Consider the following 12,094-nt stretch of genomic DNA (forward strand, 5'->3'; position numbering starts at 1 on the left):
AGCTCGAGGGCGGGGACGAGCCCGCGAAGGCGCGAACCTTGGCCAGACGAAGGCCCGTTGTCGAGATTAGGCGACCTGAACGTTTTGTAATCTTCGAGGAAAAACAACGGGGAAGATCGGCGCGCCGCCCCGGGCGACCTGGTTTCTGCGTTAACCGCTTACCTTCACCGTCTTTGGTGAAGGCCGCTTAACCGTTCGGTAGGAAATTGCCCAGGCAAAGCCGGATGACCGGCGTCCGACCCAGGAGACGGCCGTGCAGGTCCTCGCTACCGCCGCCGCCGGCATGTTCGCCGCCGCCGACCGTCTCAGCGCCAGCGCCCAGCGCACCGCCGCCTGGGGCGCGGAACAGGCCCAAGCTGAATCCAAGATCGACCTGGCCCACGAGGCCGTCGAGCAGATCTCGGCCAAGACCGACTTCAAGGCCAACGCCGAAGTCGCCAAGACCGCCGACGAGATGACGGGCGCCCTCCTGGACATGAAGGTCTAGGAAACGGCTCCTTCCACGTCGGCCACGAGCCGGTCCAAGCCCATCCCGCATTCCCCCCTGCGCGGGCTTGGACCTGCCGCCCCCTGGTAGACCCGGTTCTATCGGGGGGCGGCGCCTTTGGATTGAAACATCCGCCCTAGCGAGCCTTCCACCCCTTGGCCCTGGCCTGGGTCTCGCCGGCCGCGTCGAGCGGTTGTCCCACGATCATCGCATCCACCGCCGCCAGCACCGCCGCTGGGGTTTCCGCGCCCGCGGTGCGGTAGGCCGTCTTCGTCGTCGGGGCGGCCGAGCTGATCACGCGCAGGCGCCAGGCCGAGGGCTCGCGGCAGGCCACGCCGGCGACCGGCGTCTGGCCCGAGGCCTGGAACGTCCGGCAATAGAGGCCGGCCTGGTCCTTGAACGACAAGCCGATGCGGATGGGCCCGGCGCCCTGGCCGGAGCCCTGCTTGTTGAGGGCCTGGGCCAGCGGTCCGGTGGCGATGGGCGGCGCGTCCTGGGCGCCGCTCAGCACCGGCAGGGCGGGGATCGCGACCCGACCGACGAACAGGCCCATCACCAGGCAGGCGGCCATGGCGATCCAGGGCGGCAGGCCTCGGCGGGTTCCGTCGGCGGCCGTGGCGGCCTTGGGCTCGCGCGGCTTGGCCTTGGCCTTGGTCTTGTCCTTGGCGCCTGGAAAGGCGATCACCTCGGCGGGACGAGGCGCGGGCTTGGCCGCCTCGCCGCCGGTCACCGCGGCGGTCAGCCGCTGGGGCGGCCGCTCCAGGGCGCCGGCGTGGGCGCCCGACAGCAGGCGGCGCAGGGCGCGCTGGGTCTCGATCCGCAGGGCCAACTGGGGGTCGTTTTCCATGGCCGCCGCGATGCGGGCCATGGCTTCGGGCGGCAGCTCGCCGTCGACAAACGCGAAGACCTCTTCGTCCGGGACGGTCATGGCAGGACTCCTTGGTCGGTCAACACAGTCTGCAGCGTGGCGCGTCCGCGCGCCAGGCGGCTGGTCAGCGTGCCCATTGGCACTTCCAGGCTATCGGCGGCCTCCTGATAGGATAGACCCTCGATGAGCACCAAGGCGACAGCGATGCGCTGGTCCTCGGGCAGGGCGTCCAGGGCGCGCTCCACCGCCGAGGCGCCCAGCCGGGCCTCCAGCGACGGCGCGCCTGGATCGGCCGCCAGCGCGCCGTGCTCGGGCGGGGCCAGCACGCGGCCCTGCCGCTTGCGGGTCCGCGTCTCGTCGATCCAGGCGTTGCGCATGATCCGAAACATCCAACTGTCCAACCGCGTGCCGGGACGCCATTGGTCGGGGCGCGCCAGGGCGCGTTCGACGGTCAACTGCGTCAGGTCGTCGGCGTCGGCCGGCTCCCACGCCAGGACCCGCGCCATCCGGCGCAGGCGAGGCAGCAGGGTCAGCATCTCTGTCTGGAAGAAATCCAAGTTCGCCTTCGTCACCTGTGGAAGAAACGATCCGTCGTCGCCGTTTAGTCCCTGAACGGTGAACTTATTCCACGCCCGCCGCGATCGGGCCATGGTGAGCGCCCGTTGTGCGAAGGAGGCAGACCCCTGATGACGTTCCGTTGGCCCCGCCTCGGCCCCGCCGCCGCGATGCTGTCGAGCCTGCTGGTGCTGGCGGCGGCCACGCCGGCCTTCGCCCAGCTGTTGCCGTCGCCGGGCTCGGTGCTGGGCGGCCTGCCCTTGCCCGATCCCCGGCAGGACCCGCTGGCGCGCGCCGTGGGCCAGACGGCGGAGCAACTGGAGCAACTGACGCCGCGCGCCCTGGTCGCCGCGCGGCTCGACCGCCTGAGCGACCTGGTCCGGCGCAACCCGAAGGCGCTGGAACTGGACGACCTGGGCCAGCCCGTGGTCCGCGCCGAGGTGCTGGCGATCTCGCCCAGCCAGCAGGCGCTGGCGACGGTCCAGGCGGCCGGGTTCTCGGTGGCGCGCCGCAGCCGGTCCGACGACCTGGGGCTGGAGCTGGTCACCCTGACGCCGCCCAAGGGCATGAGCGCCAAGGCGGCGGTGCGGCGGCTGCGCGAACTGGACCCGACCGGCGACTACGACTTCAACCATCTCTATGCGGACGCGGGCGGCGGCGGGTCCCCAGGGCTTGGCGCGATCGCGGCGGGCGGCGAGGCGGCGCGGGTGGGGCTGCTGGACGGCGGCGTCGACGTCGCCCAGCCGGCCTTCGCGGGGGTGAAGATCCAGTCGCGCGGCTTCGGCCCGGGCGGCGTGCGTCCCAGCGCCCACGGCACGGCGGTCGCCTCGGTGCTGGCGGCCGGCGGCGTGGGCCAGATTCTGGCCGCCGACGTCTATGGCCGGGGCCCGACGGGCGGCTCGGCCGAGGCGATCGTCTCGGCCCTGGCCTGGATGGCCCAGGCCAGGGTCGCGGTGGTCAATGTCAGCCTGGTGGGACCGGCCAACGGCCCCCTGGGCGCGGCGGTCAGGGCGCTGGTGGCCAGGGGCTGCTTGATCGTCGCGGCGGTGGGCAATGACGGGCCGGCGGCCCCGGCCCTGTATCCGGCCTCCTATCCGGGGGTGATCGCCGTGACCGGGGTGGACCGTCGCCGGCGACTGCTGCCCGAGGCCGGCCGCGCCGCCCATGTCGACTTCGCCGCCTATGGCGCGGAGGTGAAGGTCGCCGCGCCGGGCGGGCGGACGGCGACCGTGCGGGGCACCTCCTACGCCGCGCCGGTGGTGGCCGCGCGCCTGGCGCGGATGATCGACGTCGCCGATCCGCAGGAAGCGAAACGGGCGGTCGGCCGGCTGGGAGAAGCGGCGATCGACCTGGGCGCGCCAGGCCCCGATCCGCTGTATGGGCGCGGCCTGGTGGAGGCGGCGGGAAAATAAATTCGCGTGGTCGGGAAGAAAGCGCGCGGACGGGTCGTTGGACAGGTCAGGAGGCGGACGAAGCGCCGCTCCGCGGATTTCGCAACGCTCTTCCAGGAGACACACCATGCGCAAGACCTCGTTCTTCATGACCGCCACCGCCGCCGCCATGCTGTTGGCCGCGCCGATGGCTCACGCCCAGATCCTCGGTGGAGGCGGCGGCCTCGGCGGGGGTGGCGGGTTGACGGGCGGCCTGGGCGGCGGTCTGGGCGGCCTCACCGGCGGCATGGGCGGCCAGATGGGCGGCTCCCTGACCGGCGCCGGTCAGCTGGGGGCGCCCGACCTCGGGGGCGTGACCTCGCGGGCGACCGACGCCACCAGCCGGGTTCGGGAGCGGGCGACCGACACCACCGGTCGCGTCCGCGACACCGCCGGCCGCGCCGCGCGGCGGGCTCGTGACGCCGGCGGCTCCGCCCAGGGCCTGGCCCAGGGCGCGGCGAGCGGCGTCAACGGTTCGGCCGCGGGGTCGGCCACCGGTTCGGCCATGGGGTCGGGCTCGGCCTCGACGGCCGGTTCGTCCCTGACCGGCGCCTTGTCGGGCGGTGGTTCGGGCGGCGGCCAGGTCGCGGCCCCAGACGCCAGCGGCCTGACCTCGGGGGTCGGTAGCGTCGCCGGCAAGGCCGCCAGCAGCGGCCGTACCGCCATCGGCTCGGCCCGCGACCGGGCGACCTCGGCCGCCGGGCGCGGGACCGGCGTGGCCCGCAACGCCATCGGCTCGGCCCGCGACACCGCCGGCTCGGCCAGCGCCGGCGGTTCGGGCGACGCCGACGCGACCGGCGGCCTGACCAGCGACGGCCTGACCGGCTCGGCCAACGGCTCGGGTTCGAGCAGCGCCTCCAGCGATCGCGGCTCGACCAGCAACGGCGGCTCGCTGGGCCTCAGCGGCTCGGCCTCGCGTAGCGGAGCCAGCGCCTCGGCCTCGGGGACGGGCTCGGCCGACGCCAAGGTCGGCAACTAGGTTCAAGCCCCCGGGAACGGAAAAGGCGGCGTCGCGAGGCGCCGCCTTTTTCATCCCCGGCATCATCGGCGATCGGCGGTCCGCCAAGCGGGGCTGTTTTAGGGAGGCGGCATGATAGTCTCGTTCGCCGGACGGGGGTCCGGATCTCGAGGGGAACGACCAGATGACGATTCGCAAGCCTATCGCCCTGCCAGCCTTGATCACCGCCGCCTTGGCCCTGTCGGCGTCCGCCGCCTGGGCCCAGCGACCGCTTCCAATCCGCATCACGCCGGTGGCGCCCGCGCCGGCGGCTCAGCCCGCGACCAATCCACAGCTGCAGATGCCCAAAGGCCCGATCTTCAGCGCCGCCGACCCGCTGGAACTGCTCAAGCAGGTCAATATCCTGCGCGGACAGGTCGCGGCGCTGCAGCAGCAGACGGCGACTCTGCAGGGCCAGGCCGGAACCCAGGCCAAGATGATCGACAGCCTGAAGAACGGGCTGGCGACCGTTTCGCTGAAGGGGATCACCAACACCAACGACCTGGTGGCCGTGACCGGCGGCCTGGCCAGCCTGCAGGGCGAGTTGGCGAACGTGAAGGGGGAACTGGGGAACGTGAAGAGCGAGGCGGCGACCCTGAAGTCGAACTTCGACTCCCATGGGCACTATCACAAGTTTGCCCACATCCTTAACGACCAGCAGAAGATCGACGCCATGCTGACTTCGGGACCATCGGTCTATTGCAAGTCGTCTAAGGACGGCAAAAGCTGGTCCTGCGACCAGCCGCAATAGAAGTCCCGGAGCGCCGGGTGTCGGCTTGGCGGCGCTTTCAGCGGGCCTGGCGGCTCGGCCTCGAGGGAGGGGCACGGTCGGGGGCAGGATCGGCGACCAGGGTCCATCGCATGCCCTCCTTGGAGAGGCGGCCTCGCAGGGCCGCCTCTTTTCTGGGCGCGGCTGGAGCCCGAACGACGGCAATCCCACGACCTTGCCGCCCTTCAACATTGACACATTGTTGCAAGTAATTATTAGGCGCATCTTCCGTTCGTCGAAGGATCCGCCTGTGTCTTTAGCCACCCGTCGCCTGCTGCTGGCCTGCGCGTTCGCGCCGATGCTCGCGCCCCTGCCCGCCTGGGCGGACAACACCGACACGACCGTGTCGGAGCTGACAGTGGCCGGCCGCAAGGGCGACTACAATCCAGGCAAGGCGACGACGGCGACCAAGATCGACGCCCCGCTGCGCGACATCCCCCAGACCATCGACGTGGTCGGCCTGAAGGTCATGCAGGACCAGCGCGCGCTGTCGCTGCAGGATGTGCTGAAGAACGTGCCGGGCGTCGGCTTCTCCCACGGCGACGGCCAGCGTGACCAGGTGTCGATCCGGGGCTTCACGGCGATCGCCGACCAGTTCATCGACGGCGTGCGCGACGATGCGCTGTACTTCCGCGACCTGTCGAACATCGAGCGGGTGGAGGTGGTCAAGGGGCCGGCCTCGGTGCTCTACGGCCGCGGTTCTTCCGGCGGGCTGATCAATCGCGTCACGCGCAAGCCGGGCGTGGACATCGCCTCGGTCACGGCCAGTTTCGGGGCCTGGGACGACGGACGGATCGAGTTCGACCTGGGCAAGGCGCTGCCCGGCGCGGCGTTGCGCGTGACCGGCGCCGTCGAGCGGGCCGACAGCTATCGCGATCCCCAGTTCCTCAAGCGTGAAGCCGTCGCTCCGTCCGCCACGGTGGCGCTGGGCGACGACACCTCGCTGCTGCTCCAGGCCGACTATCTGCGCGACAAGCGCGTCACCGACTTCGGCGTGCCGGCCTATCGCGGCCGGCCGGTGGACGTGGACGCCGGGGCCTATTACGGGGCGGCCAACGCCCGTGACGTCGACACCAGCCAAAGCAAGGTGGCCTCGGGCACGGCGACCCTGTTCCACCAGTTCGGCGAGGGCCTGAAGTTCCGCAACGCCTTCCGCTACTACAATTACAGCCTGTCGCGCTTCAACACCCTGCCGGGCTCGGTCGACGAGACGGCCCAGACCGTGACCCTCAACCGTTCGAACGTCGAGCGCGACGAGCACGGCTGGTTCAACCAGGCCGAACTGACCCAGGACCTGGCCCTGGGCGCTACGGGCCACCAACTGCTCTACGGCGTCGAGGTCGGCCGTCAGGTCAAGGACGCCCTGACCTATTCCCGCAACGGCGTGGCGACGGTGTCGCTGTTCAACCCGGTGCTGCCGATCCTGGCCCGCGCGGTTCCCGGCGCCCCGACCGCCGACAACCGCACGATCTTCAAGACCGTCGGCGTCTACGCACAGGACCTGGTGTCGCTGGGCGAACACTGGAAGGCCCTGGTTGGCGTTCGCTACGACCGCTTCGAGCAGGCGACCGACCAGCGCCTGCCGGGCCTGGCCGACCTGTCACGGATCGACAAGAACTGGAGTCCGCGGCTGGGCCTGGTCTGGCAGCCGACGAAGACCCAGTCCTACTACGCCTCCTGGAGCCGCTCGTTCCAGCCGTCGGGCGAAACCTTCGCCCTGGCCGCCAGCAACGCCGACATCGCCCCGGAAGAAACCAGCAACCACGAGGTCGGGGGGAAGTTCGACTTCCTGGACGGCCGCGCCAGCGCGACGGTCTCGGTCTTCCGGCTCGAGCGCACCGGCATCAAGGCCACCGATCCGGCGACCTTGAGGATCATCCCGATCGGCGTGCAGCGCACGGACGGGGTGGAACTGACCGGAAACCTCGACCTTTCCGACGGCTGGCGGGCGATCGCCGGCTACGCCTATCTCGACGCCAAGGTCACAGACTCGATCGCCCGCGACGCTGGTCAGCCGATCGAGGGCAAGCGCGCCACCATCACGCCCAAGCACAGCGCCAACCTCTGGCTGACCCGGGATGTCGGCGGGCGCTACGGCTTTGGGGCGGGCGCAAACTATGTCGGCGACCGCTTCGCCAACCCGGGCAACACGGTCACCCTGCCGGCCTACGCCACGGTCGACGCCATGGTCTGGAAGCGGTTTGGCCCGCTGGTCGCGCAGTTCAATGTCAGCAACCTCTTCGACGAGGGCTATTTCGTCTCCGGCCACGGCACGAGCCCCAACCTCAACCTGCCCGGCGCGCCCCGCTCGGCGATGGTGACGCTGCGCTACGCGCTGCGGTAGGGCCGATTTCGCGACCTAGAGCGCGATGATTCACGGCGGAATCGCCATTTTTGATCCATTTCCCCGGCGAAGGCCGGGGCCCAGGTTCAGCCGTCGTATTGGACGATGACCCCAAACGCTCCGCCCCATGATCTGGGCCCCGGCCTTCGCCGGGGAAACGGAATGGGGGGTGGGCGGTTCAGTTCAAAATCATCACGCCCTAAGCAACTAACGCCCACGAAAAAGGGCCCGGTGTTTCCACCGGGCCCTTCTGATCGTCGTCGGTGAACGCGACGCGGCTCAGCTGTCGAGGAAGCTGCGCAGCTTGCGGCTCCGCGACGGGTGCTTGAGCTTGCGCAGCGCCTTGGCCTCGATCTGCCGGATGCGTTCGCGGGTGACCGAGAACTGCTGGCCGACCTCTTCCAGGGTGTGGTCGGTGTTCATGCCGATGCCGAAGCGCATGCGCAGCACGCGCTCCTCCCGCGGGGTCAGCGAGGCCAGCACGCGGGTGGTGGTTTCCCGCAGGTTGGACTGGATGGCCGCGTCGATCGGCAGGATGGCGTTCTTGTCCTCGATGAAGTCGCCCAGGTGGCTGTCTTCCTCGTCGCCGATCGGCGTTTCGAGGCTGATCGGTTCCTTGGCGATCTTCAGGACCTTGCGCACCTTCTCCAGCGGCATGGCCAGCTTTTCCGACAGCTCCTCCGGGGTCGGCTCGCGGCCGATCTCGTGCAGCATCTGGCGGCTGGTGCGGACGATCTTGTTGATCGTCTCGATCATGTGCACCGGGATGCGGATGGTCCGCGCCTGGTCGGCGATCGAGCGGGTGATCGCCTGGCGAATCCACCAGGTGGCGTAGGTCGAGAACTTGTAGCCGCGACGATATTCGAACTTATCGACGGCCTTCATCAGGCCGATATTGCCTTCCTGGATCAGGTCCAGGAACTGCAGGCCGCGGTTGGTGTACTTCTTGGCGATGGAGATCACGAGGCGCAGGTTGGCCTCGACCATTTCCTTCTTGGCCTGGCGGGCCTCGCGTTCGCCCTTCTGCACGGTCTGGACGATGCGACGGTAGTCATCGATCGGCACGCCGGTCTCGGTGGCCAGGGCGGCGATTTCCTGGCGGATGTCGCCGACCGAATTGACGTCGTTCTCGACGAACTTGGTCCAGCGCACGCCCATGGCCTTGACCTGGTCGATCCAGTTCGGGTTCAGCTCCGAACCGAAATAGGCCTTGAGGAACTCGCTGCGGCTGATGCCATAGCTGTCGGCCAGGCGCAGCAGGCGGCCTTCCAGGCCGATCAGGCGCTTGTTGATCGCGTACAGCTGCTCGACCAGCGCCTCGATGCGGGCGTTGTTCAGCTTCAGCGTCTTCAGGTGCTGGATGATGGTCTGCGACAGGCCCTCATAGGCCTTGCGGTCGGCGTCGCTGAGGTCGGCGCCCTTCAGGCGGCTGCCGACCAGCTTGTCCTGCAGCTTGCGGAAGGTCTCGAACTCGCTGGCGATCGCGTCGAGGATGGCCATCACGCCTTCGCGCAGTTCGCCTTCCATGGCGCTGACCGTCGGGCCCGCGCCGTCGTCGAAATCGTCGTCGTCGTCGCCTTCGCCCTCGGCCTTGGGGGCGTCGGGGTCGGCCTCGACCGGTTCGGCCTGCTCGGCCTCCTCGGCGGCGATCGCGGCGGCGACGCCGTTGATCGCGGTGTAGGTGCCTTCCAGGTCGATCACTTCGCGCAGCAGGATGCGGCCGGTGCCCAGTTCCTCGCGCCAGACCATGATCGCTTCGAAGGTCAGGGCGCTTTCGCACAGGCCGCGGATCATGGTGTCGCGGCCGGCCTCGATGCGCTTGGCGATGGCGATTTCGCCCTCGCGCGACAGCAGCTCGACGCTGCCCATCTCGCGCAGGTACATGCGCACCGGATCGTCGGTGCGGTCATAGGCCGCGGGCTTGTCGCTGGTGATGACCTGCTGGTTGTCCTCGCGGGCGACGACTTCGCCGCCTTCCGAGGTTTCAGCGTCTTCTTCGGCCTCGACCACGTTGACGCCCATCTCGCTCAGCATGGCGAGGGTGTCTTCGATGGCTTCGGACGTCACTTCTTCCGACGGCAGGACCTTGTTCAGCTCGTCCATCGTGACGTAGCCGCGCGCCTTGGCCTGTTTGATGAACTTCTTTACACCGGCATCGGTCAGGTCGAGCAGGGGGCCGTCGCCGCCACCGGTTTCGGGCGGTTCAGCTCCGTCAGTCGTCGTCGTGCTCATTCAGGTCTCCGAAACGACGCGGCGCCCGGATCGAGGCGCGCGCCGAGAAATGTGTACGTGAAAGGCCGCTTTACGCATCGCGCCCTGTCGTCCGTTCCAGTCATCCAGCGAACCGCTGAAAAAATTCTCAAGGGAAACGCGCGACACACGTCGAAGAGCCATGGGCTAACGCTCCGCGAGCTGGGCTCTGTGCGGAGGCGCGGGCTTCGAGCGCGGTCGGCGTCGCCTCTCGCGAGGTTTCCGCAGCCACTGGGACCTGACGGCGGCGAGGGTGACATCCTGTTTCAAGGAGGGCGCGCGCATCAAAATGGCGGCCCGAGCGATGTCAATCAGCAGCGTGGCAAATCCTTGAGTCGCCAGATGGCGTTGCATGACGCCGGAGTCAAGATGGGAACGCTCCCCAATTCCGCTCATCCCGGCGAAAGCCGGGACCCAAGCGGATATTTGGAGTTGGCTAAGCGAGCAATTTACGAAATCGCGACCGTGGTCGCCGCCGCTTCCCAGAACTCCAACCCGCTGATCTGCCGCTCCAGCACCCCGATCCGGGTGCGCAGGTCGCGTGTCGCCGTCAGCGTGCCGGCGGTCACCGGTTCGCGGCGCAGGGACGCCAGGGCGCGTTCGCTGTCGCCAATCTCGACCAGGGCCTCGTAGCAGGCCGACCACAGGGCCTTGGCGCGCTGGGGGTCCATCTTCGGGTCGAGGAACGGGGCCGTGATCGCGTGGGCCACCCGCTCGACCTCGGCGACCTGGCCGCCCAGGCCCTTGCGGTCGAGGATGGCGCGGAACGGGGTGTCGTCGCTGATCTCGTCGGACAGGGCGTCGAACAGCTCCGTCGCCAACGGGGCCAGGCGCGGGTCGCCGAAGCCGATCCGCTCGATGGCCTCGTCATAGGGCCGGGCCCAGGCCGGATGGTCCAGCGCGGCGATGGCCACGGCGGCGTGGAAGGGCTTGAGGCGGCCACCGATCTCGGCGCGGGCGATGCCACGGATGCCGGGATCGGGCGGGCCGCGATCCTTGCCACCCTTCCACTGGCCGCGGGGCACGAACGGCCGGCCGCCGCCGTCGCCCCAGGAACCATTGGGGCCATTGGAGCCCCCACCGCCATAGGCGGGCTTCGGAAAGAGCGCGTCGAGCTTGGCGTAGAGGTCGTCGCGATAGGCGGCGGCCAGGTCCTTGTCGGCGATGGTCCCGGCGGCGGCGCGCAGGCGCTGCTTGAAGCCGGCCTTGCGCTCGGGGGTGTCCAGCGGCTCCAGGTCGCGCTCGCGCGAGAACAGCGCCTCGACGAACGGCGTGGTCGCCGACATCTGGCTCTTCAGCGCCGCCGCGCCCTGTTCGCGCAGCACGTCGTCGGGGTCCTTGCCGCCGGTCACCATCGAGAAGCGGAACGAGCGGCCGGGCTTGAGCAGGGGCAGGGCGCGGTCGATGGCCCGGCTGGCGGCCCGCTGGCCGGCCTTGTCGCCGTCGAAGCTGAGGGTCGGCTCGGGATGCAGGCGCCACAGCACCTCCATCTGTTCCTCGGTCATCGCCGTGCCCATGGGCGCCACGGCCGGCAGGCCGGCCCGCTGGCAGGCGATGACGTCCATATAGCCCTCGACCACCATCAAGGGCGTCTGTTCGGTGGGCGCGGCGGCCTGGGCGGCGTGCAGCAGCTTGCGCGCCTCGTACAGGCCGTACAGCAGCCGACCCTTGTGGAAGAGGGTGGTCTCGGGCCCGTTCAGATACTTGGCGCGGGCGGCGGGATCCATGGCCCGGCCGCCGAACGACACCACCCGGCCCCGGGTGTCGGTAATCGGGAAGATGATCCGGTCGCGGAACCGGTCATAGGGCGCGCCGCCGTCCTCGGGCGCGATCAGCAGGCCGGCCTCGACCAGTTCGGCCGGCAGGGCGCCCTTGGCGATCAGGTAATCCTTCAGCGCCGTGCGGCTGTTGGGCGAGAAGCCCAGGCGGAAGCGGCCCCACTGGTCTTCGGGCAGGGCGCGGCGGGCCAGGTAGTCGCGGGCCGTCTGGCCGACCGGGCGGCGCAGCTCGCTCTCGAACCAGCCGGCGGCCAGCTCCATCCAGTCGGAGAGGCCGGCGCGCTTCTTGTCTTCCTGGGCCGCGCGGGCGTCGGGCTCGGGCAGGGCCATGCCGGCCTCGGCCGCCAGCCGCTCCACCGCCTCGGTGAAGGTCAGGCGCTCGGTCTCCTGCAGGAAACTGATGATGTCGCCATGCTTGCCGCTGGAGAAGCAATGGTAGAAGCCCTTGTCGTCATTGACGAAGAACGACGGGCTCTTCTCCTTGGTGAACGGCGACAGCCCCGCATATTCGCGCCCCTGCCGCCGCAGCTTCACCGATTTCCCGATCACGTCGGAAGGGCGAAGGCGGGTCTTCAGCTCGTCAAGGAAATGGTCGTCGAAACGCATGGCGGCGATG

At 69.7% G+C, this 12,094-nt stretch carries 9 protein-coding genes; 5 read left to right on the forward strand and 4 right to left on the reverse strand.

Annotated features, from left to right (window positions below):
* Nucleotides 1-253 precede the first annotated feature (253 nt).
* Nucleotides 254-487, forward strand: coding sequence for a flagellar basal body rod C-terminal domain-containing protein (locus ASD79_RS03645; RefSeq protein WP_156400344.1), 234 nt, complete (start codon nt 254-256; stop codon nt 485-487).
* 136 nt (nt 488-623) lie between these two features.
* Here the strand turns inward: ASD79_RS03645 and ASD79_RS03650 are convergent, their stop codons facing one another.
* Together ASD79_RS03650 and ASD79_RS03655 are read right to left on the reverse strand one after the other, a co-directional pair.
* The gene (locus ASD79_RS03650; RefSeq protein ID WP_056719660.1) at nt 624-1,415 is read right to left on the reverse strand and encodes an anti-sigma factor; all 792 of its coding nucleotides are present in this window, start codon (nt 1,413-1,415) and stop codon (nt 624-626) included.
* On the reverse strand, nt 1,412-1,912 hold the full coding sequence (locus ASD79_RS03655) for a sigma-70 family RNA polymerase sigma factor (RefSeq protein ID WP_200952271.1): 501 nt from the start codon (nt 1,910-1,912) through the stop codon (nt 1,412-1,414). Before ASD79_RS03655 ends, ASD79_RS03650 begins: the two co-directional genes overlap by 4 nt.
* Nucleotides 1,913-2,041: 129 nt before the next feature.
* Between ASD79_RS03655 and ASD79_RS03660 the strand changes: the two genes are divergently transcribed.
* From ASD79_RS03660 to ASD79_RS03675, 4 genes are all read left to right on the forward strand, one after another.
* Nucleotides 2,042-3,322, forward strand: coding sequence for a S8 family serine peptidase (locus ASD79_RS03660; RefSeq protein ID WP_082584788.1), 1,281 nt, complete (start codon nt 2,042-2,044; stop codon nt 3,320-3,322).
* Between the two features lie 106 nt (nt 3,323-3,428).
* Complete coding sequence (locus ASD79_RS03665) at nt 3,429-4,319, forward strand: hypothetical protein (RefSeq protein ID WP_056719661.1); 891 nt, start codon at nt 3,429-3,431, stop codon at nt 4,317-4,319.
* A gap of 163 nt (nt 4,320-4,482) precedes the next feature.
* A complete protein-coding gene (locus ASD79_RS03670) occupies nt 4,483-5,088 on the forward strand; it encodes a hypothetical protein (protein WP_056719662.1) in 606 nt (201 codons plus the stop codon).
* Nucleotides 5,089-5,356: 268 nt separating this feature from the next.
* Complete coding sequence (locus ASD79_RS03675) at nt 5,357-7,450, forward strand: TonB-dependent siderophore receptor (RefSeq protein WP_082584789.1); 2,094 nt, start codon at nt 5,357-5,359, stop codon at nt 7,448-7,450.
* Between the two features lie 279 nt (nt 7,451-7,729).
* Here the strand turns inward: ASD79_RS03675 and rpoD are convergent, their stop codons facing one another.
* Together rpoD and dnaG are read right to left on the reverse strand one after the other, a co-directional pair.
* Nucleotides 7,730-9,682 carry an RNA polymerase sigma factor RpoD gene (gene rpoD, locus ASD79_RS03680; protein ID WP_056719663.1) on the reverse strand — a complete coding sequence of 651 codons (1,953 nt, stop codon included), beginning with the start codon at nt 9,680-9,682 and terminating at the stop codon, nt 7,730-7,732.
* A gap of 467 nt (nt 9,683-10,149) precedes the next feature.
* Nucleotides 10,150-12,084 (reverse strand): DNA primase, encoded by a 1,935-nt coding sequence (gene dnaG / locus ASD79_RS03685; protein ID WP_056719664.1) that lies wholly within the window; start codon nt 12,082-12,084, stop codon nt 10,150-10,152.
* Between the last annotated feature and the right edge of the window lie 10 nt (nt 12,085-12,094).

Origin of the sequence: Caulobacter sp. Root655, from assembly GCF_001427665.1 — a bacterium.
GTDB lineage: Bacteria > Pseudomonadota > Alphaproteobacteria > Caulobacterales > Caulobacteraceae > Caulobacter.

What these genes read in the sequence shown, in the direction of transcription:
- ASD79_RS03650 (WP_056719660.1), bottom strand. Translation starts at nt 1,415, where the DNA reads ATGACCGTCCCGGACGAAGAGGTCTTCGCGTTTGTCGACGGCGAGCTG.
- ASD79_RS03660 (WP_082584788.1), top strand. Translation starts at nt 2,042, where the DNA reads ATGACGTTCCGTTGGCCCCGCCTCGGCCCCGCCGCCGCGATGCTGTCG.
- ASD79_RS03665 (WP_056719661.1), top strand. Translation starts at nt 3,429, where the DNA reads ATGCGCAAGACCTCGTTCTTCATGACCGCCACCGCCGCCGCCATGCTG.
- ASD79_RS03670 (WP_056719662.1), top strand. Translation starts at nt 4,483, where the DNA reads ATGACGATTCGCAAGCCTATCGCCCTGCCAGCCTTGATCACCGCCGCC.
- rpoD (WP_056719663.1), bottom strand. Translation starts at nt 9,682, where the DNA reads ATGAGCACGACGACGACTGACGGAGCTGAACCGCCCGAAACCGGTGGC.
- dnaG (WP_056719664.1), bottom strand. Translation starts at nt 12,084, where the DNA reads ATGCGTTTCGACGACCATTTCCTTGACGAGCTGAAGACCCGCCTTCGC.